Source organism: Serratia grimesii NBRC 13537, assembly GCF_001590905.1.
GTDB classification, from domain to species: domain Bacteria; phylum Pseudomonadota; class Gammaproteobacteria; order Enterobacterales; family Enterobacteriaceae; genus Serratia; species Serratia grimesii.
The window spans coordinates 75,833-94,259 of sequence record NZ_BCTT01000006.1; the positions used below are offsets into that span (position 1 = coordinate 75,833).

22 protein-coding genes are annotated in these 18,427 nt (G+C 53.5%); 7 read left to right on the plus strand and 15 right to left on the minus strand.

Annotated features, from left to right (window positions below; translation table 11 throughout):
* Nucleotides 1-29: 29 nt before the first annotated feature.
* Entirely contained in the window at nucleotides 30-593 is a 564-nt protein-coding gene (locus SGR01S_RS07010) for a DedA family protein (protein WP_037421494.1), read from the minus strand.
* A gap of 50 nt (nucleotides 594-643) precedes the next feature.
* A complete protein-coding gene (locus tag SGR01S_RS07015) occupies nucleotides 644-1,324 on the minus strand; it encodes a DJ-1/PfpI family protein (RefSeq protein ID WP_061806937.1) in 681 nt (226 codons plus the stop codon).
* A 91-nt stretch (nucleotides 1,325-1,415) separates the two neighbouring features.
* Between SGR01S_RS07015 and SGR01S_RS07020 the strand changes: the two genes are divergently transcribed.
* The 3 genes from SGR01S_RS07020 (at nucleotide 1,416) to pbpG (ending at nucleotide 4,603) form a co-directional block, all read left to right on the plus strand.
* Nucleotides 1,416-2,360 carry a GlxA family transcriptional regulator gene (locus SGR01S_RS07020; protein ID WP_037421500.1) on the plus strand — a complete coding sequence of 315 codons (945 nt, stop codon included), beginning with the start codon at nucleotides 1,416-1,418 and terminating at the stop codon, nucleotides 2,358-2,360.
* 47 nt (nucleotides 2,361-2,407) lie between these two features.
* Nucleotides 2,408-3,511, plus strand: coding sequence for an adenosylhomocysteinase (locus SGR01S_RS07025; protein ID WP_061806938.1), 1,104 nt, complete (start codon nucleotides 2,408-2,410; stop codon nucleotides 3,509-3,511).
* 162 nt (nucleotides 3,512-3,673) lie between these two features.
* Complete coding sequence (gene pbpG, locus SGR01S_RS07030) at nucleotides 3,674-4,603, plus strand: D-alanyl-D-alanine endopeptidase (RefSeq protein ID WP_037421505.1); 930 nt, start codon at nucleotides 3,674-3,676, stop codon at nucleotides 4,601-4,603.
* A 36-nt stretch (nucleotides 4,604-4,639) separates the two neighbouring features.
* On the opposite strand, the gene SGR01S_RS07035 is transcribed toward pbpG, so the two are convergent.
* Nucleotides 4,640-5,095 (minus strand): GNAT family N-acetyltransferase, encoded by a 456-nt coding sequence (locus tag SGR01S_RS07035; protein ID WP_061806939.1) that lies wholly within the window; start codon nucleotides 5,093-5,095, stop codon nucleotides 4,640-4,642.
* A gap of 82 nt (nucleotides 5,096-5,177) precedes the next feature.
* Between SGR01S_RS07035 and SGR01S_RS07040 the strand changes: the two genes are divergently transcribed.
* Both SGR01S_RS07040 and SGR01S_RS07045 read left to right on the plus strand, forming a co-directional pair.
* A complete protein-coding gene (locus SGR01S_RS07040; RefSeq protein ID WP_061806940.1) occupies nucleotides 5,178-5,585 on the plus strand; it encodes a VOC family protein in 408 nt (135 codons plus the stop codon).
* 136 nt (nucleotides 5,586-5,721) lie between these two features.
* Nucleotides 5,722-6,642, plus strand: coding sequence for a DUF808 domain-containing protein (locus tag SGR01S_RS07045; protein WP_037421515.1), 921 nt, complete (start codon nucleotides 5,722-5,724; stop codon nucleotides 6,640-6,642).
* 31 nt (nucleotides 6,643-6,673) lie between these two features.
* Here the strand turns inward: SGR01S_RS07045 and SGR01S_RS24680 are convergent, their stop codons facing one another.
* The 3 genes from SGR01S_RS24680 to SGR01S_RS07055 form a co-directional block, all read right to left on the minus strand.
* A complete protein-coding gene (locus SGR01S_RS24680; RefSeq protein WP_020825765.1) occupies nucleotides 6,674-6,757 on the minus strand; it encodes a small membrane protein YohP in 84 nt (27 codons plus the stop codon).
* A 102-nt stretch (nucleotides 6,758-6,859) separates the two neighbouring features.
* The gene (locus SGR01S_RS07050; RefSeq protein WP_061806941.1) at nucleotides 6,860-7,399 is read right to left on the minus strand and encodes a GNAT family N-acetyltransferase; all 540 of its coding nucleotides are present in this window, start codon (nucleotides 7,397-7,399) and stop codon (nucleotides 6,860-6,862) included.
* A gap of 108 nt (nucleotides 7,400-7,507) precedes the next feature.
* Nucleotides 7,508-8,428, minus strand: coding sequence for a DMT family transporter (locus SGR01S_RS07055; RefSeq protein ID WP_061806942.1), 921 nt, complete (start codon nucleotides 8,426-8,428; stop codon nucleotides 7,508-7,510).
* Nucleotides 8,429-8,529: 101 nt separating this feature from the next.
* On the opposite strand from SGR01S_RS07055, the gene SGR01S_RS07060 reads away from it, so the two are divergent.
* Nucleotides 8,530-9,408, plus strand: coding sequence for a LysR family transcriptional regulator (locus SGR01S_RS07060; protein ID WP_061806943.1), 879 nt, complete (start codon nucleotides 8,530-8,532; stop codon nucleotides 9,406-9,408).
* Between the two features lie 7 nt (nucleotides 9,409-9,415).
* Here the strand turns inward: SGR01S_RS07060 and SGR01S_RS07065 are convergent, their stop codons facing one another.
* From SGR01S_RS07065 to SGR01S_RS07085, 5 genes are all read right to left on the minus strand, one after another.
* Nucleotides 9,416-10,441: a MerR family transcriptional regulator gene (locus tag SGR01S_RS07065; protein WP_061806944.1), complete on the minus strand. Its 1,026-nt coding sequence runs from the start codon at nucleotides 10,439-10,441 to the stop codon at nucleotides 9,416-9,418.
* Nucleotides 10,442-10,580: 139 nt separating this feature from the next.
* Entirely contained in the window at nucleotides 10,581-11,393 is an 813-nt protein-coding gene (locus SGR01S_RS07070) for a MetQ/NlpA family lipoprotein (protein WP_037421527.1), read from the minus strand.
* A 133-nt stretch (nucleotides 11,394-11,526) separates the two neighbouring features.
* Nucleotides 11,527-12,363 carry a DUF1460 domain-containing protein gene (locus SGR01S_RS07075; protein WP_061806945.1) on the minus strand — a complete coding sequence of 279 codons (837 nt, stop codon included), beginning with the start codon at nucleotides 12,361-12,363 and terminating at the stop codon, nucleotides 11,527-11,529.
* A 104-nt stretch (nucleotides 12,364-12,467) separates the two neighbouring features.
* Complete coding sequence (locus SGR01S_RS07080) at nucleotides 12,468-13,010, minus strand: GNAT family N-acetyltransferase (protein ID WP_061806946.1); 543 nt, start codon at nucleotides 13,008-13,010, stop codon at nucleotides 12,468-12,470.
* Nucleotides 13,007-13,477, minus strand: a complete 471-nt coding sequence (locus SGR01S_RS07085) for an acyltransferase (protein WP_061806947.1) — start codon at nucleotides 13,475-13,477, stop codon at nucleotides 13,007-13,009. The genes SGR01S_RS07080 and SGR01S_RS07085 overlap by 4 nt, the downstream gene beginning before the upstream one ends.
* A gap of 205 nt (nucleotides 13,478-13,682) precedes the next feature.
* Between SGR01S_RS07085 and SGR01S_RS07090 the strand changes: the two genes are divergently transcribed.
* Nucleotides 13,683-14,273: a Yip1 family protein gene (locus SGR01S_RS07090; RefSeq protein ID WP_061806948.1), complete on the plus strand. Its 591-nt coding sequence runs from the start codon at nucleotides 13,683-13,685 to the stop codon at nucleotides 14,271-14,273.
* 54 nt (nucleotides 14,274-14,327) lie between these two features.
* Here SGR01S_RS07090 and SGR01S_RS07095 read toward each other — a convergent pair whose 3' ends face one another.
* The 4 genes from SGR01S_RS07095 to SGR01S_RS07110 form a co-directional block, all read right to left on the minus strand.
* The gene (locus SGR01S_RS07095) at nucleotides 14,328-15,179 is read right to left on the minus strand and encodes a DMT family transporter (protein ID WP_061806949.1); all 852 of its coding nucleotides are present in this window, start codon (nucleotides 15,177-15,179) and stop codon (nucleotides 14,328-14,330) included.
* Between the two features lie 386 nt (nucleotides 15,180-15,565).
* A complete protein-coding gene (dld, locus tag SGR01S_RS07100) occupies nucleotides 15,566-17,284 on the minus strand; it encodes a D-lactate dehydrogenase (protein WP_061806950.1) in 1,719 nt (572 codons plus the stop codon).
* A gap of 134 nt (nucleotides 17,285-17,418) precedes the next feature.
* Nucleotides 17,419-18,213 (minus strand): type I methionyl aminopeptidase, encoded by a 795-nt coding sequence (gene map / locus SGR01S_RS07105; RefSeq protein ID WP_037421545.1) that lies wholly within the window; start codon nucleotides 18,211-18,213, stop codon nucleotides 17,419-17,421.
* Nucleotides 18,210-18,413, minus strand: a complete 204-nt coding sequence (locus tag SGR01S_RS07110) for a ParD-like family protein (RefSeq protein WP_037421548.1) — start codon at nucleotides 18,411-18,413, stop codon at nucleotides 18,210-18,212. Before SGR01S_RS07110 ends, map begins: the two co-directional genes overlap by 4 nt.
* Nucleotides 18,414-18,427 lie beyond the last annotated feature (14 nt).

Below are 18,427 nucleotides of genomic sequence, written 5' to 3' on the forward strand. Positions count from 1 at the left end.
CTGCACCTCCAATTATTTTGGGGACAACCTTAGTCGGCATGGCGGCGGCGCCACCAAAACCGTAGCAACAGGATGACGGCGACCACCAATGCGCAAAACAGCACGCTGGTGAGCCGTTTGTCGAAGCCGGAAATAAAGCGGGCAATCGCCTCACCACCGAAATACCCCAGCAGTACAAAGATCGTTGCCCACAGGATGGCGCCCAGAATGTTCAGCGGCACAAAGCGTGACGGCGGCAACTTGCTGGCTCCAATCAATACGGGCCCGATAATGCGGAAACCATACATAAAACGGACGCCAATCACGAACAACATCGGGTGACGAGCAATTAGTTTCCTGGCACGTTCGATACGTTTTTCCTGGCTTTTCATGCGTGAAATCACTCGACCACCAAAGTGGCGGCCGAGGAAAAATAACACCTGATCCCCCAGCGTGCCGCCCAATGCCACGACTGCAATCACCCAGGGTAAATGCAACAGTCCCTGATGCGCGGCAATGCCACCCAGCAGCGTGATAGTCTCGCCTTCGGCCAGGCAGCCGATAAACAACGCCCAATAGCCGTAGTCCGTAATATAGTGGGCTAAATCCGCCATCCTGATTCCCTATGTCTATAACACATAAGGTTTAGTATACGCCCTGTGGATTAACCGCGGGCGGCAATCTGCGCCACCAGTGCCTGACGTTGTTGCAGACTGTGAGCCATTTGTGCCTGAACGCGTGCCAGAATATGCGCAGGTGCCAGTTCCGGTGTCCCCCCGAGGAACGGAGGCGCCGGTGCGTATTCCAGATACAGCTGAATCATCTGCGCGGTTTCCTCATCATGCAACTCGGCGATCAACGCCAGGGCAAAGTCGATGCCGGCAGTCACGCCACCGCCACTGATCACGTTGCCGTCGCGTTCTACCCGTGCGTGGCTGGGGATGGCACCAAACAGCGACAGACTGTCGCGCATTGTCCAGTGACAGGCTGCACGTTTGCCCTTCAGTAGACCGGCCGCTGCCAGGATCAGCGAGCCGGTGCAGACTGAGGTCAGATACCGGGCGCCCAGCCCCAGACGGCTGATCTGGCGCATAAAGTCGTCATTCTGTAGAGCCTGGGTGCAACCGGCGCCGCCGGGTACACACAGCACGTCGCAATGAGTCACGTCTTCCAGCGTTTGCAATTGGGTAAAGTGCAGTCCTTCAGCACTGATATCTGCGCCACCGACTGAGGCGACGACAATCTCTGCGCCCGGCATGTGCCGTAAAAACTGCAATGGGCCGGTAAAATCGAGTTGGGTGACGCCCTGATAGATCGGAAAAACAATCACTAACGGTTCAGACATGATATTCGCCTCAGTTTTGTTATTTAACTTGGCTCATAATAGTCGCCCTGTTTTTGTCTTGTATGACATTTAACCCTCAAAAAGCGCCATGATGAAAAATATCGGCTTTGTAGTTTTCCCCGGTTTTAACCTGCTGGACTTTGCCGGGCCATTGGCAGCGTTTGATAACGCTAATCAGTTTACGGCGGAGCCGGTTTATCGCTGCCTACCGTTATCAGAGTTGGGGGGCAGCGTGACAAGCTCATCGGGTGTGGAAGTGCTCACGCACCCATTCGATGAGGGGCACTTTGATACCTTGTTGATTGCGGGGGGCAGCGGTAATGTCGTCGCAACACAGTCTGCGACGTTGTTGGCGTTTTTGCATCGGCAAAGCCAACAGGTACGGCGGATGGCCAGTGTGTGCACGGGGGCATTTATTCTGGCCGCGGCAGGGTTGCTGGACGGTAAGCGAGCGACGACCCATTGGTACCATGCAGCACGTTTGCAGCAGAGTTATCCGCGCATTCGCGTTGACAGTAATCGCATTTATATCCGCGACGGGACGATATGGACTTCAGCAGGGATCACTGCTGGCATCGATCTGGCGTTGGCAATGGTTGAGGAAGATCTCGGCAGCGAACTGGCGGCCAACGTGGCGCGGCAACTGGTGGTATACCACCGCCGTCCGGGAGGTCAGTCGCAGTATTCGCTGTTGCTGGAGTTGAACCCGTCTTCAGACCGTATTCGCAGCGCGCTTTCTTATGCTCGCGAGCATCTGCATCAACCACTGACAGTGGCGGGATTGGCTGATGCTGCCTGTCTGAGTGAGCGTCAATTTGGACGCCTGTTCCGTGCAGAAACCGGGCAGACGCCGGCCAAAGTGATTGAGCAATTACGGGTTGAGGCGGCCAGAATGCGGATTGAAGCGGGCAGTGAAGCGCTGGAGTCTATTGCCCGCGCAGTTGGTTTTAGCGATCCCGAGCGTATGCGACGAGCCTTTATTCGCGTCTTTGGCCTATCGCCACAGGCGATTAAGCGCCTGAGCCGTTCCGGTTAAATCATCCTGCCACGCCCTGGTGGCGTGGCGCAGTAGAGGAGTGAAAGATGTATCAGAATTTTGAGAGCGAACTGGACTGGGCGATGCGCCATATGCCACGCACCCGGGCGGCGGTAGCTGCGCTGCCGGATTTAAGCGGCGTGCGGCTGGCGTGCAACATGCATCTGGATCTGAAAATGGCACCGCTGGTGGCGGGCCTGCTGGACAAAGGGGCGGCAATCTATTTGACCACCTGCAACCCGACCACGGTACAGGACGACGTGGTTGCCTGGCTGGAGCGTCGCGGTGCCGAGGCCCACGCCTGGCGAGACATGAGCGATGCCGACTGGTCCGAATCTTTCGACCGCGCATTGGCCTGGACGCCGACTCACCTGTGTGAAATGGGGGCGGATCTGACCACCCGCCTACACCAGTCAACCGACGGACCGCAGATTATCGCGGGGCTGGAAGCGACGGGCTCTGGTATTAGCCGGTTGAACGGCATGGCACCGCGTTATCCCATTTTCAACTGGGATGACCTGCCAGTGAAAGAAGGGCTGCATAATCGCCATATGGTCGGTTTGACCGCGTGGCACACGTTCTTCCAGACGACTCATCTGACGCTGCATGAAAAATGCGTATTGGTGATTGGTTATGGTCTGGTTGGGCAGGGCGTAGCAGCGTCGGCGAAAGCCTATGGCGGGCAGGTCATTGTGGCGGAAATCGACCCGGCACGCGCACTGCAAGCACGTTACGATGGTTGGGCCGTGGTCGATTTGGCTAGCGCAGTCAGTCAAGCTGATGTCATTGCCACTGCCACAGGGGCTAAAAACGTCTTGTCGGCGCAACATCTGCGGCAGGTGAAGGATGGCGTATTTATTCTTAACGTCGGCCATGTGACCGCGGAAATTGACGTCGACTTCTTGCAGAACCTGCCACACAGTGAGCCTATGCCGTTTGTGAATGCCTACCAACTAGATGATAAAACAGTTTATTTGCTGGCGAATGGTTCGATGTTCAATCTGACGGCGGGCTACGGTGACAGCCTGAATGCCTTTGATGTGACGTTGGCGGTGATGGCCGCGGGCATTGGTCATATCGTTGGCGAAGGTGCTCGTCAGGCGCCCGGTTTGTACCTGTTACCACAGTCGGCTTGGCAACCGGCACTGTAACTTTTTCATCGTGGGCGCTCATCCCAGAGCGCTCGCGGTTTGCGCAATTTTCTGTCCGACAGAATTTGTCACAAATCGGCTCGCATAATCCCAGTGCCAACTTAAGATCCCTCACATATAATTCGGCAAAATAAGACCTTCATCTTCTTCAGTGACAGAGTAATGCATGTGAAAATACGTGTTTTGGTACTAACCCTGCTCGCTTTGCAGGCAGGAGCAGGCATCGCGCCGCGCGCGCTGGCCAGCGAAAATAATGCCGTCACCCGTGCTGCCGAGCCTGAATTGGCTTCCGGTAGTGCGATGGTCGTGGATATGCAGACCCACAAGGTGATGTATGCGCGCAATCCTGATGAAGTGGTGCCGATCGCCTCCATCACGAAGCTGATGACTGCAATGGTGACCCTGGATGCTCATTTACCGATGGATGAAATGCTGTCGGTGGATATTCACCAGACACCGGAGATGAAAGGGGTTTATTCTCGCGTCCGCCTGAACAGTGAAATCAGCCGTAAAGATATGCTGTTGCTGGCGCTGATGTCGTCGGAGAACCGTGCGGCGGCCAGCCTGGCGCACCATTATCCTGGCGGTTATGGCGCTTTCATCAAAGCGATGAATGCCAAGGCTAAATCACTGGGCATGACCAATACACGCTATGTGGAGCCGACCGGGTTGTCGATTCATAACGTGTCGACGGCACGTGACTTGACCAAGCTGTTAATTGCGACCAAGCAATATCCGCTGATTGGCCAGCTCAGTACCACCACTGAACGTATGGCGACGTTCAAGGATCCAAACTATACGCTGCCATTCCGAAACACCAACCATCTGGTGTATAACCCGAAATGGAACATTCAGCTGACCAAAACAGGATTCACGAATGAAGCAGGGCATTGTCTGGCGATGCGCACTGTGATTGGCAGCCGTTCGGTGTCGCTGGTGGTGTTAGACGCTTTCGGCAAATATACCCACTTTGCTGATGCTAACCGTCTGCGCAGTTGGATTGAAACCGGTAAAGTAACGCCGATCCCGGCCGCTGCCCGTGACTATCGCCGTCAGAAAGACGCCCGTCTGGCGAAGAACGAAACCGAATAATCTGTTCTGCGGCCTGTGGAGCCCTTCTGCAGGCCATTATCGTCCCTCTGGGCGTCTGATCACAAAGCCACGCTCACGATCGCCATCAAACCCGGCACGCAGATACAGCTGATGAGCACCAGTACGTTGCTGACCAGAGAGCAACATCACTTTGTAGCATCTTTTCCGCCAGGCCAATTGCAGCGTGTATTCGAGCATCGCTAATGCAATACCTTGCCCGCGATGCGATTGGGCCGTGACCACGTGCTCAATGATGCCGAAGGGTTGCGCTTGATGTACCAACCCCGGCACCATGGCCAGCATACAGGTTGCTATGGGTTGTTCATCAACGGCACTCACGACCAGACGAATTGCCGGATTGTCCAGCAGACGTTGCAATGCACGTTGCGCATTGTCTGGGCGCAACGGTTGATCTTGTGGGCGCAATTCCTGATACAGTGCCAGCAGGCTGGCAAGATCGTTCAGCTGGGCCAGACGGTGGGTGATGGTCATTTTTCCTCCTTTCAACCGTCGCGGCGGCTTATCCATCCGCTATCATCAATTAATACCATATTGCACGCAAAGGGAGCATCTAATGAGCAACGTTTCCACCTTTGTTATGTTTCAGGGTGATGCCCAACAGGCTATTGATCTTTATAGCGAACTGTTCCCAGGTTTCCGGGTTCAGCAGGTGCAGCATTATGATGAACACGATTCGGGGCCACGACGGGTCAAGTACGCGGCTATCGATTTTGAACGGCATAATCTGGTTTTTACCGACAGCCCTGTCAGCCACGATTTCAGCTTTACCCCTGCAGTGTCGTTGCACGTTAATCTTGCTACCGACGCGGAACTGGAGCGGATTTTTGCCCGTTTGGCAGAGGGTGGTGAGGTCCTGATGCCGATCGATGATTATGGTTTTAGTGCCCGTTTTGGCTGGCTGAATGACCGCTTTGGCTTGTCCTGGCAGTTGAATGTGCCGGCAGGTGATTTGGGCCGATAACCTTCAAGGTTAACCTGCTTTTGAACAAGCCACGCGTTAACAGGGGGTTTTCAGCCATCACCCCATACCCATTGATGGGCGTTTAACACTATGCTAAACGGATAATGACCAATGACGTTGAAAAGGATGGATCACTTTGGCCGGAAGTAGCTTACTGACTTTAATTGATGATATCGCCTCATTGTTGGACGATGTCTCGTTGATGACCAAAATGGCGGCGAAAAAAACTGCCGGGGTGCTGGGGGACGATCTGGCGCTGAATGCTCAACAGGTGTCTGGGGTAAAAGCCGACCGCGAGCTGCCGGTAGTGTGGAGTGTTGCCAAGGGATCCTTTATCAATAAAGCGATCTTGGTGCCGCTGGCGTTATTGATCAGTGCATTCGCACCTTGGGCGATCACACCGCTGTTGATGGTGGGTGGTGCCTACTTATGCTACGAAGGTTTTGAGAAGGTGTTTCATAGCCTGACCCACAGCAAACAAGCGGGTGAAGAGAAAAAAGAAGCGCTGGACGCCAACGAGGACGTGGTGACCTACGAGAAACGGAAGGTAAAAGGCGCGATCCGCACCGATTTTGTGCTCTCTGCAGAGATTATCGCCATTACATTGGGCACCGTGGCTGGCGCGACCTTCAGCCAGCAGGTGATCGTACTCTGTGGTATTGCGATTGTAATGACGGTGGGGGTTTACGGCATCGTGGCCGGCATCGTTAAACTCGATGATCTGGGGCTATATCTGAGCCGAAAAAGCAGCGAACTGGTGCGTGCGATAGGCAATGGGATTGTCAGTGCTGCGCCTTATTTGATGAAGACCCTGTCCGTTGTCGGTACCATCGCCATGTTTATGGTCGGGGGCGGTATTTTGACCCACGGCTTGCCGCCTGTGCATCATTTGTTTGAAGACTGGGCATCTTACGCCACCGTGGTACCAACCTTCGGTCAGATCCTAAAGGGCGTTATTCCTGCCTTACTCAATGTGGTGTTTGGCCTGGTTGCTGGCGGTGTAGTGCTGTTGGTGGTTTCTGCGCTGGGTGCGATTCGGGGTCGTTTAAAGGCCTAAATAAATCCCGCGCCTCTGGGCGCGGGGGAATTTAAAAGATCAGTTTGAAAACGCCGGTGATGGTGAGTAGGCCAACGATAAAGATAATGGCGACAATCCACAGAATGATTTTCATTCGTCTCTCCCAATTGATTTGAATGATGGCGCAGGTTTCCGCTAACCTGATGAAATCATTATTTACTGTAGTTGATAATCCACAAATTGCCTGCCGCGTTGCCTATTTGGGGGGATTAGCGTCACCTGCACCCAACGTACGCTGCATGATATGGGTGTCGCGCCACTCGCCCAACTTAAAACCTACCGCCTTTAATGTGCCCACGCTGGTAAAGCCCAGTTTCTGATGCAAGGCCAGCGAGCCATGATTATCCTTGGCATTACCAACGGTCGCTAGCATTTGACGCCAGGGGCCAAGCTCGCAGCGGGCGATCAGTGCGGTTAACAATGCTTTGCCGATACCCTTCCCCTGCTGACCCTCGGCGATATAGACAGAGTTCTCCACAGTAAACCGGTAGGCTGGGCGTGGTCGATAAGGCGTGGCATAGCAATAACCGACCACGAGGTTTGCCTGCCTGGCGATCAGCCAGGGTAAGCCCGCTTCCTGCACCTTGCTGAGACGCAGCTTCATTTCTTCCAATGTCGGGGGGATTTCTTCAAATGACGCTGCGCCATACAACACATGATGCGTGTAAATCTGTAACACTGCAGCCATGTCGTCTGGCGTAGTGTCGACGAGCGTCAGTGGAGGAACTGGCGGCATAGAGATACCTGTTTACCTTGAAAAATAAGAAGATAAACGCATTATGCACCGTGCTTGCCGACAAGGTAAATTGGGCTTTCTTATATTGAGGATAAGAAAAACCTATGGCTAACCTATGGCCGAACGGCGTGGTATAAAACGCATGAATACGCCCGAAGCCAGTAGCACCCCGAGGATCACCCAGGCTGCACCGGTTAACTGCCAAACATTAGGGGCAGTACCTGTGATTGTTGCCACCAGCATGGTGAAAACAGGCGCCAGATTAAAGAAAATCGCGGTGCGTACCGAACCTATTTTTTCCAGCCCATTGAACCAGAGCAAGTAGGCCAGCAGTGACCCACACAGTGCCAGATAAACCACGGCGGCATGTACGCTAAGGCTGGCTGAGGCCAGGTTTTGCAGTGGATTCTCGAAGATAAGTCCCAATGGCAGCAGGGCCAACGTGCCTAACAGCATTGAATAACTGGTGGTTTCGATGGCAGTGGCATTACGTACCAGACGACGGGTACCAACCATATTCAGTGCCCAGGCCAGGCTACCGAGTAAAATAATGCCATCGCCGGGGCTAACCTCCAGCCGCAGCAGTGTTTGAATATGGCCTTTGGTGATAACCAACACTACACCGATAAAACCAGCCAGCAGACCGGCGATGCGTGATCCGTTCAGTCTTTCATTTTCCCAAATTACGCCAAAGACCAATGTCCACAACGGTGTTGTGGCGAGGATCAGTGCGCCATTGACCGGGGGGGTGGACTGCAGACCGAAAAAGGTGCACAGATTGAAGATCGTGAAGCCCAGTACGCCCAGTCCTAAATAAGCCAGCCAGTTGTTTATCAGCGTACTGAGGCGCAGTTGCCCGCGCAGGCCGAAGAATACGAACAACGCGAGCGTTGCCAAACTGAAACGCTCGATAGAGGCGGTAATCGGTGGCTGATGGGCGATGATATAGGCACCCGCATTAAAGTTGGTGCCCCAGAAAAAGGTGGCGACAATGACACCCAGATAGGCCAGCGGCAGTGAGGTTTTCATCATGGTTTCCTGTGGTGATAAAATAAACAGAAAACAGTTTGCGCTCTAACCCTTTGCGTTAAAATTCCCTATATGTTCACTTTTGATGTGAGAAAACGCCCATGTTCAATTGGGAAGATTTGCACTATTTCATGGTGTTCGCGCAGGAAAAATCGCTGTCGGGTGCTGCTCGCAGTTTGAAAGTAGATCACGCCACCGTCGCCCGACGTATTGCCAGCCTGGAAACCTCGTTGGCGTTAAAATTGGTGGATCGTCGCCCGCGCAGCTACTTGCTGACTGTCGACGGGCAACGCATCGCCGCGCAGGGTGACAGCATGACCCTCAACGCTTTTGCGGTCAGCCGTGCCGCACTCAGTGGGCGACAGGGTATTGCGGGGGTTGTGACGCTAAGCGTACCACCCGTAATGGGGCTGAAGCTGATCGCGCCGCGTATTGCTCAGTTACAGCAGCGTTATCCAGATTTACAGCTGATCTTGCTGGCGGACACGGCCAACGTCTCGCTGTTGCGTGGGGAAGCAGACATTGCCATTCGCCTCAGTCGCGCCAGTGAAAGCGATCTGGTCGCCAGAAAGATTGGCACCGTTGAGTTTGGTCTGTATGCCAATGTGGGATATTTGCAGGCAACGCCGGAGGTGCAATGGGGGTTTATCGGTTATCACGACTCGCGGGTGGCGTCGGTCCAACAAAAATGGTTGCTGGAACAGGCTGGCGGGCGATTGCTGGTAATACGCAGTAACGACTTAATGATTCAGGCCGCAGCTGCGCAGGCGGGGGCGGGTATTGCACTGTTACCGCATTTTGTCGGACAGGAACTGGGGCTGGAACGTCTGGCGGGAACGCGTTCGCTCCAGCGCGAGATTTGGCTAACGGTGCATGACGATATCCGCCACGCACCGGGCATTGCCGTCGTGACGGCATTTTTATTGGACTGCTATGCGGACGTTGCGGGTATTACCCGGCTGGTGGACACTGTCGGTTGAATGGTGACTAACCACGCATCAGTTGTGCTACTGCCTGCTGCAAATAACGCAACAGCGGTGGTGTCAGCCAGGTACCTTCAACCAAGGTAGGTTCCCGTTCCATTGCCTGGCGGATTTTCATTTGAGTGGCAGGGTTGGTCCCCGCATAGGATTGAAACAGTTCAAGCCATTGGGCTGCCAGGCTTTTCGCTTGTTCAGATTCCGGCGGTACACCCTCATTTAATGCTTGATGGAACTGGGCGATCAGCGCCGGCCATTCCTGCAGACGGGTGAAATAATGCTGACGGACATAGGCGTATTCTTCTTCAGACAGGTATTTTTGGTAAATGGATAGTTTGGTTTCGGCAAATGCGCGAGTGACATAATCAGTCATTGTCGGCGTGATGCCCGTTTGTTCGCGTATTGATGGCTCATCGGCATGCATGGTATTTAACCGAGTGAGAAATGCCGGGTTGTTTGCGGTATCGCGTTCAAGCATCTGCATCCAACGTCGGGACAGATCCTGCGCCTGCTGTGCTTGTGGTTCAATGCCGTTTTCGATCAGCGTGCGAATGCCGCTGACCAGTTCACCCCATTCCCTGTTGCGTGTTGGGCTGGCCTGGTAGAAGGGCAGTTGTGCCAGCTCGTCTGCGGTAAAATATTTATCGTACATGGTCATTAACTCCAACGTAGTCAGCCAGTCGTTCAACTCAGGTTCATCCCCGATGGAGAGCTGCGCATGCATCTGCTGTAAACGATCGCGCAGTGCGGCGGTCTGCACCAGTTGCCGATTCAGCATGGTGATTTGCTGCTCAATCACGGTGGTGAGGGCCATCCCTGAACGTGCCAGAATTGCCCCGATTTCATCCAGTGTCACCCCCATTCGGCGCAATGCCTGAATATGGTGCAGGCGAGTGATGTCGGCCCGGTTATATAAGCGATACCCGGCGTCGGAACGCGCAGAAGGAACCAGCAAACCAATGCTGTCGTAGTAATGTAGCGTTCTGACGGTGATCCCGGAACGGCGGGCCAGTTCGCCAACTTTCAGTAACATGAAGTGTGCTCCTCCCTTGTGCGTGCAGAAATACTAAAGCCTGACGTAGCGTGAGGGTCAAGGGGGAGGATGGGGATATTTTCGAGGGAAAGATTGCGGATTCTGCGCAGAGAACCCGCAATTGAAATTAACGGCTGGATTACCAGCCTTTTACCGCACCGCCGTTAAAGATTTTTTCGGCGGCCTTGGCCACTTCATCCGACTCGTAGGCTTTGATGAAGTTTTGCACGTTAGGCGCATCTTTATTGTCTTCACGCGTCACTATGATGTTGGTGTACGGTGAATTCTTGTCTTCGATAAAGATGCCATCCTTGGTGGGGGTCAGACCGGTCTGGTTGATGTAAGTGGTGCTGATGACAGCCACAGTGACTTTGGGATCGTCCAGCACCTGAGGCAATTGCGCCCCTTCCAGTTCCATAATCTTATAGTTGTGCGGGTTGGCGCTGATATCCAACGACGTTGGCAGTAGCCCTTTGCCTGGTTTCAGCGTAATTAAGCCGGTTTTCTCCAGCAGGAGCAGTGCTCGCCCGAGGTTGGTGGGATCCAGAGGGATGGCAATGATCGCCCCGTCCTGCAACTCTTTCAGTGATTTGATTTTCTTTGAATAACCGGCCATGGGAAACACGAAGGTATTTCCAACCGCGACCAGTTTATACCCGTGATCTTTATTCTGTTGTTCGAGGAACGGACGGTGTTGGAATACGTTAGCATCCAGCTCACCCTTATCGGTCGCGTCGTTGGGCAGCAGTGAACCGCTGAATCCGACCAGCTCAACGTCCAGGCCATATTTGTCTTTGGCTACCTGCTTGGCAACCTCTGCTACGTCCTGCTCTGCGCCGTTGATTACCCCGACCTTGATATGATTCTGATCGGTTTTTTGCTCACAGCCTTGAAGCGCCAGTACGGCGGCGAACGCTGCCAGCAGAGGGGTATAACGCCACGTCTTGGTCATCAAATTCTCCCTGAAAAAAACAATAAAATCAGTTGGTTTTGTATTGCTAGCTAAGCCTGAACCTGCGGGGAAGTCAAACGCTTGCTCAGCACAAAGATTTATAGCTAATAACAGGAAGTTTTATTGTGCGCCATTATTTGGCGCGCAAAACCACAATGCCTGGCGTGGCCAGCACGTAATCCATGAAGGGCGAATCCACCACCTGCATATTTTCTTTGCGTGAAGAAGCATTACGTAGCACGGGGCCATTTTCGGTCATGATATAGATGCCGGTATGGGTAACGTCGAGACCGGCCAGATTGGTGTAAATACCGATGTAATCACCGGTGTGTAACTGAGCCAACACCTGATCGTCAATAAAATCGCTGGGCAGGTAAGTGATGCTGCGCTGCACGTTAGCCAGCCCCGGTAGATAACTGCTGCCGTCTGACTTTTCGTTCAGATTTTTCACCAGTGTTACCGTGTGCGGGCTGAGTGTGGCGGTAATATCCGTCACGTTGGTTTTAGCTTGATGCGACCAGTCGGTGAAGAAGTGTTTACGTTGCAGAAAGTTAATATCGCCGTTGGCATAGCGGATGTGGATCAGCCGTTGGACAAAGTCTGCCTGGCTGTTTGCCTGGCTCAGCGCATCGACATAATCGATATAGGTGAAGCAATCCAGACCGCGGAAGTCGATCACCAGCTTTTCCGGCGTATCCTGCGAACCAATCAGCATATTGGCAACGTAGGGAGTACCGAGGAATGGCTGGGATAGCAGGCTGATCATACGCCCGTTATCCTTTTGCACCTCTGCTGGCACGGCAGCGCGAAGGGCGAGAAGCTGATTGAGTTTGTCTAACGTAAGATTGTCCATGCTGGCCTTGAAATCTGCAGGTGGGCTGGTGGTGGGTTCGGATGTTTGTCCAACAGGAATTTTATCTGCACAGCCGCTAAGCGCAATAGCCAATATCAATGTGACAACCTTGTACATTTTACCCTCCAATGGTTTCGGCCCGTTATCATAGAAATGATAACAGTTCTCACCACGGCCAGGATGGTTAATAGTTAAACATAGCCTCAACGTTTGGCTATCACTTAATAACCGATTTCACTGTTAAATGGCAGATACCAGAACAGGGCAATTTCGTGATCGGCGATATCTGGCTGAGCGCGATACAGCAGATGATCAATACCGCCGAGGATAAAACCAAAACGTTGATAGCAGCGGCAGGCGGGCAGGTTAGTATTTTGCGTTTCCAGCATCAGGCCGGAGGTTTCATGGCGTTGCGCCCAGAGTTTCGCCGTCTCAAGCAGTGCAGTAGCAATCCCCAGGCGGCGAACATGGGCGCTAACGACGATTTCCTCGATCAGCGCATACCCATTCCAGTTATTGCTTAGCGTGATGTGTCCGACCGCCTCGCCACGATGACGGGCCAGAAAGGTTTCGCTTTCATCATTGACGAACGGGGCCAGCGGGTAGTTTTTGCGAAATGGCATGACCGGCAGCAGTGGCCAACTGTCGATCGGCGTGTCGAAAACCGGCTGGGCGTAGAGTGCAATCTGAAAGCTAAAGTCGCAGCTGGTCAGATACCCGTCGGGTAAGCGGGTAACGGGAGTAATTTGGATCGCGGGGCTCATGGGGCAAGATCCCTCAGCAAACGCGCCGGATTGCCGGCATAGATCCCTTTACGGGTGATGTTTTTCGTGACAACTGACCCGGCACCGATCACCGCACCGTTGCAAATTTCCACTGCCAGCACCGTGGCGCCGGAGCCAATAGAAACATGATCACCAATCATTGTGCGGCCCCAACTGCTGGCATCGGCATTGGGCGCGCCATCTTTAAACAGATCATTGGCGAAGGTGACGTTGTGGCCGATAAAGCAGTCCGCGCCAATAGTGACATATTCACAGATAAAGCTGTGTGACTGGATTTTGCTGCGTGCGCCGATGCTGACGTTTTTTTGGATTTCGACAAAGGGCCCGACGAATACTCCATCGCCGAGCCGGCAACCATACAGGTTGCACGGCTGAACGACGGTGACATTTTGTCCGGCGTCGACATCGACAATGCCGGCTTGACGAACGGTAAGGGCAGATGACATGACGTTTCTCACGGCAGTGGTGCAGTGGGCGAATTATAAAACAAACTGCGGTCACGTCTGTGCTTTCTGAACGTTTTTTCAGCGAAAGACTATAATTAGTACAGGGGAGAGAGCCCCGTGGCCGCAATCCTCGTACGGTTAGCAATCCGTCAGAGGGGTAAATTCGTTCGCCGATCGCGACCTACGGCGATGGAGGAGGTGTCTCATGGTTAATCATGTTTGGGGACTTCTGGCGCATCCAAGCACCGAGTTCGAACACATTAAAAGCGAGAACGAAAGCGTCTCGCACCTTTACACCCATCATGTACTGTTATTGGCGCTTATCCCGGTGATTTGCGCGTTTATCGGTACGACCCAACTGGGCTGGCTCTCCGGCGAAGGACATGCGATCCGGCTCAATACGTTCACCGCATCTTATACCGCAGTCGCTTTTTATCTGCTGATGTTGGCGGGCGTGGCAATTATGGGGAAAGTGATCCATTGGATGGCACGGCGTTATGAAGTACGTCCGAGCTTGCACCGTTGTATGGTGTTCGCCGGTTATGTCGCCACCCCGATGTTCCTTAGCGGCATTGTGGCATTGTATCCCGTCGTGTGGCTGTGCCTGTTTGTCGGCGTGATTGGCCTGTGTTACTCGGGTTATCTGCTTAATCTGGGCATACCGCACTTCCTGAATATTGATAGTAAAGAAGGGTTTATCTTCTCCAGCTCGACCTTTGCCATCGGCATCTTGTTGCTTGAGTTGCTGCTTGGGGTAACGGTACTGCTGTGGGGGTATGGTTCCTGGTTATTCTAAAATCTGTTTTGATATTGCCCCACATGCCGGTCTGGCATGTGGGGCTTTTGCTATTTAGGGTTGCCGAAATACCAGCATGACGCCGGCCAGAATCGCCGCCATGCCCAACATACTGATGGCGGCCAACGCGTGCCCAAGCAGCAGATAGTCCAGTAGCGCGGTCACCGCCGGGATCAGGTAAAACAAGCTGGTAACCTGCACCAGATTGCCGCGTTGGATCAGCCGATACAGCAAAAAGGTGGCCAACACCGAAATCACCACGGCCATCCACAGCAGAGGCACGACAAATGCCATGCTCCAGTCGACGCGTAGTGGTTCAAACGGCAGCACCAATGTGCACATCAATAATCCGACGGCGTACTGTAATGGCAAGACTGCCAGGGGCGGTTGCGTCAGACCTTTTTGCAGCAGTGTGCCGACGGTCATGCAACCCAGCGCGATAAAGGCGCACAGCATGCCAGGCAGCGAAAAGTGGGCAATCATCAGGCTTTGATACACCACCAGTGTTAACCCGGTCATGGCCAACAATAGGCCAAGGCCACGCAGCCCCGAACATCGACGTTCAGTAATGAACTGAGTGAGTATCGGCTGCACGCCAAGCAGCGTCGCCAGCACACCAGGGGTAATGCCTTGTTCCAGTGCCAGCAGATAGCAAATCTGATAGCTGCCAATCATTAACAGTCCGATCAGTGCGACACGGCGACGAGTGCCAGGGGTGGGCAGGCATTGGCGTTGCCACAGGCCGATCGCCAGCAGCAACGCCAGTGCGATCGCACAACGGAAGAACAAAAAGGCAAAGGCGGAAGCATGTTCCAGCCCCCAGCGTGAGAAAATTGCGCCGCTGCTCCAGAGCAGGACGAATAAGGTGGCCAGGCCCGCGTTGGCCCATTGAGAAATAAATCGCATTGAGTTTTCACCTGTCGTGAAAATAATAAGCTCCAGCAGACACGGCGTTCTACGCCGGGACGCAAATCAAGCAACGCTGGAGAAGAGAATTCGGTTTGGCTTAGCGCACAACCACTGAGCGTGGTGGATAAGCGGCAACCGCAGATACGACAGAGAAAACGGCAGGTGGGGCGGAGGATGCGCACAGCAGAACAACGGCCGGAGGGGTCGTGTTCGCAGGGTCTTTCATGTGCACAAACTGAGTCATGGACATTCCTGAATGCAGGGCGTGATTAACAAAACCAAGATAGTGAACTTTGGTTGACTGTGCAACATAAAATTAACATGCGTTTTTGCCACCCGATTCGGCCCCCGAATGTCGGGGGCGCAGTCTGAGAGATGGTTTATTACACTTTGTTATCGGCCCAGTTTTTCCGCTTGCTGGTTTTGCCAAGGCCCGGGTTAAAGCTGTTGGTTGGGTCGGCGGATTGATAGAACGCTTGCAGGTCGGGTTTGGCAGGGTATAGGTGGCCGACGTTATGTTCCGCAGGGTATTCCGCACCGCGCTGATCAAGGATCTCGAGCATTTTTTCTTTCAGTGCGTGGCTGTCGACGCCTTTTTTCACCACATAATCCTGATGGAATACGTGGCACATAAAGTGGCCGTAATACAGCTTGTGCACCAACTGGCTGTCGATTTCCGGCGGTAGGGTTTCGAACCAGTCAGTGTCGTTGCGGCGCAACGCGATATCCAGCGCCAGAATATCTTCTACTTTGTCGGCATGCACCGCATGATAACGCACGGCGGCACCGGCGGCGGCAAAGCGGTGCAGGAAGGCTTTCTTGCCTTCTTCTGGGGTACAGACGAAGAATGCTCCATTGGCCTGGGCAAAATATTGGCTCAGGTACTGTTGCGCCTCTTCAACACCCGGACCAGCCATTTTCAGTAGCAGGTGATGTTCAAAACGCTCACGGTACTCTTTCATCCGTTTTGGTAGATGGCTGGGGGCCAGGTGACTCAGGCCCTGCATCAACCGATCGGTCAGGTTATGCGGCAGCAATGGTAGCTTATTGAGGCTGGCGTCCATGCGGCCTTTTAAGGTAAAGAAACTCGGCATTTGGTCGGTCCCGAGCTTGTCGATCATCATGAACGTGTCTTTGCCATACACTTCGGCGATATCAAAAATATCTCGGTGCATGTATTCGCCAGCTACCGGCAGATTGTCAAAAGTGCTGAGCATGTGGCGGCGTAGCTCAGTCAATACGGCGGTGTCGTTGGTGCCGATGTAAAACACCTGCTCTTTGCCTTCTTTTTCAAAAGTATCCAGTCGTACTGCAAATACGGCTAACTTGCCGGCGCAGCCGGAGGCCTCGTACAAGCGACGCTTGTCGGCATTAAAGCGGGAAGGGGTGTCGGCATCAACGTCTCGTACCCGGCTGGCGTATTCGTTGTCGGAAGCTCGCAGTTCACCATGTTCAACATCTTCTGGCCGGTAATCGCCTTTTTCCAGCCGCGTGAGGATCTCCTCCGGCGTATCGCCGAGCTTAATCCCCAAATGATTGACTAACCGCAGTTGCCCGTCCTCACCCAATTGAGCGTATAAGGCCATCTCGGTATAGGCCGGGCCGCGCTTGACCAGTGAACCACCAGAATTGTTGCACACGCCGCCGATTACCGAAGCTCCGATGCAGGAGGAACCGATCACCGAATGGGGTTCGCGGCCATAAGGCTTGAGTAATTTTTCCAATTGATTAAGCGTGCTGCCAGGGAAACCTACCACCTGTTTGCCGTTGTCCAACACTTGTACGTGATTGAGTCGCAGGGTGCTGATAATGACGACATCGCGATCATAGTCATTGCCGCTGGGCGTCGAACCTTCGGTCAGGCCGGTATTCGCCGCCTGCATGATGACAATTTTGTCGGCTGCGACGCAGGCTTCTAACAGCTGCCATAGCTGCAACAAGCGCGTCGGGAACACCACCGCCAGTGCCTGGCCAACGCCGGAGCGGAAGCCTTTGCGATAACGTTCGGTGCTGCGTTCGCCGGTCAGCAACTGCGGGCCGCCAACGATGCTTTTAAGCTGATTGAGAAACGCCTGGTTGGTCGCGCTGGTAAACTGCGTCATGCCGATCTCCCTGTCGTACCCCATGTCTTTCTCCTACCGTGTTGACAGCGGTATCTGAAAGCCACAGGGTAATTAATTTAATGGCTTATTAGCTTATTAGCTTATTAGCTTATTAAGTTGATAGCTTGTATAGCTTAGTAACGTTCTACGTAGCCAGCCCGGCGCTCTTCGTCTCGCAGCGTCAGGATCTCCACGCCGTCAGCGGTCACTGCGACGGTATGCTCCCATTGGGCAGAGAGCTTCTTGTCGCGGGTTACTACCGTCCAACCGTCTTTTTTCTGCTTAATCCGATGATCGCCTTGGTTGATCATTGGCTCGATGGTAAACACCATGCCTTCCTGCAATACCATACCGGTGCCTGGCATGCCAAAGTGCAACACCGCCGGTTCTTCGTGCATATCGCGACCAATGCCGTGGCCGCAGTATTCGCGCACGATGCTGTAGCCGGCTTTTTCGGCGTGCTGCTGAATAGCATGGCCGATATCACCCAGTGTGGCTCCTGGTTTCACCACACGGATGCCTTGCCACAGCGATTCATACACTGTGTTTACCAGCCGTTTGGCCAAGGGTGTGGTCTGCCCGATGCAATACATTTTACTGGAATCAGCGATGTAGCCATCATTTTCCAGCGTAATGTCTACATTAACGATCATGCCGGAACGCAAAATTTTACTGGCAGAAGGAATACCGTGGCAGATCACGTCGTCGATCGATGTGTTAAGCACATAAGGAAAATCGTACTGGCCTTTGCTGGCTGGGCGCGATTTCAACTCATTGACGATAAAGGCTTCGGCACGGTCGTTGATCTCCATAGTGGAGATGCCTTCGACAATCACCTCATCGAGCATAGCAAACACCTGTGCAAGCAGGGCGCCAGAGTGACGCATTTTGGCAATTTCTTCCGGCGTTTTGATCACAATCTCTTTCACCCGACAATCTCCTTCAACGTCAGCGCGTTATCTTTCATCATTTTTTTTACCAGTTGGGGGTAGGTCAGTTCCGGATGGAACTCCGCCAGCATCCCGATCTTGATCCAGTATTCCGCCTGGGCGTTGATTGAACGCGTCATCGACATGCTGGCGAGGCGAAGATCGTCATGCAGTGCGTCGGAAATTTTCACAATGCCCATAATCTGCTCCATAA

What these genes read in the sequence shown, in the direction of transcription:
- SGR01S_RS07040 (WP_061806940.1), top strand. Translation starts at nt 5,178, where the DNA reads ATGAGCAACGTTTCCACCTTTGTTATGTTTCAGGGTGATGCCCAACAG.
- SGR01S_RS07080 (WP_061806946.1), bottom strand. Translation starts at nt 13,010, where the DNA reads ATGAGCCCCGCGATCCAAATTACTCCCGTTACCCGCTTACCCGACGGG.
- SGR01S_RS07015 (WP_061806937.1), bottom strand. Translation starts at nt 1,324, where the DNA reads ATGTCTGAACCGTTAGTGATTGTTTTTCCGATCTATCAGGGCGTCACC.
- SGR01S_RS07070 (WP_037421527.1), bottom strand. Translation starts at nt 11,393, where the DNA reads ATGACCAAGACGTGGCGTTATACCCCTCTGCTGGCAGCGTTCGCCGCC.
- SGR01S_RS07085 (WP_061806947.1), bottom strand. Translation starts at nt 13,477, where the DNA reads ATGTCATCTGCCCTTACCGTTCGTCAAGCCGGCATTGTCGATGTCGAC.
- SGR01S_RS07110 (WP_037421548.1), bottom strand. Translation starts at nt 18,413, where the DNA reads ATGGGCATTGTGAAAATTTCCGACGCACTGCATGACGATCTTCGCCTC.
- SGR01S_RS07055 (WP_061806942.1), bottom strand. Translation starts at nt 8,428, where the DNA reads ATGAAAACCTCACTGCCGCTGGCCTATCTGGGTGTCATTGTCGCCACC.
- SGR01S_RS07090 (WP_061806948.1), top strand. Translation starts at nt 13,683, where the DNA reads ATGGTTAATCATGTTTGGGGACTTCTGGCGCATCCAAGCACCGAGTTC.
- SGR01S_RS07025 (WP_061806938.1), top strand. Translation starts at nt 2,408, where the DNA reads ATGTATCAGAATTTTGAGAGCGAACTGGACTGGGCGATGCGCCATATG.
- SGR01S_RS07010 (WP_037421494.1), bottom strand. Translation starts at nt 593, where the DNA reads ATGGCGGATTTAGCCCACTATATTACGGACTACGGCTATTGGGCGTTG.
- SGR01S_RS07065 (WP_061806944.1), bottom strand. Translation starts at nt 10,441, where the DNA reads ATGTTACTGAAAGTTGGCGAACTGGCCCGCCGTTCCGGGATCACCGTC.
- SGR01S_RS07075 (WP_061806945.1), bottom strand. Translation starts at nt 12,363, where the DNA reads ATGTACAAGGTTGTCACATTGATATTGGCTATTGCGCTTAGCGGCTGT.
- SGR01S_RS07060 (WP_061806943.1), top strand. Translation starts at nt 8,530, where the DNA reads ATGTTCAATTGGGAAGATTTGCACTATTTCATGGTGTTCGCGCAGGAA.
- SGR01S_RS24680 (WP_020825765.1), bottom strand. Translation starts at nt 6,757, where the DNA reads ATGAAAATCATTCTGTGGATTGTCGCCATTATCTTTATCGTTGGCCTA.
- dld (WP_061806950.1), bottom strand. Translation starts at nt 17,284, where the DNA reads ATGACGCAGTTTACCAGCGCGACCAACCAGGCGTTTCTCAATCAGCTT.
- SGR01S_RS07050 (WP_061806941.1), bottom strand. Translation starts at nt 7,399, where the DNA reads ATGCCGCCAGTTCCTCCACTGACGCTCGTCGACACTACGCCAGACGAC.
- pbpG (WP_037421505.1), top strand. Translation starts at nt 3,674, where the DNA reads ATGCATGTGAAAATACGTGTTTTGGTACTAACCCTGCTCGCTTTGCAG.
- SGR01S_RS07095 (WP_061806949.1), bottom strand. Translation starts at nt 15,179, where the DNA reads ATGCGATTTATTTCTCAATGGGCCAACGCGGGCCTGGCCACCTTATTC.
- SGR01S_RS07020 (WP_037421500.1), top strand. Translation starts at nt 1,416, where the DNA reads ATGAAAAATATCGGCTTTGTAGTTTTCCCCGGTTTTAACCTGCTGGAC.
- SGR01S_RS07035 (WP_061806939.1), bottom strand. Translation starts at nt 5,095, where the DNA reads ATGACCATCACCCACCGTCTGGCCCAGCTGAACGATCTTGCCAGCCTG.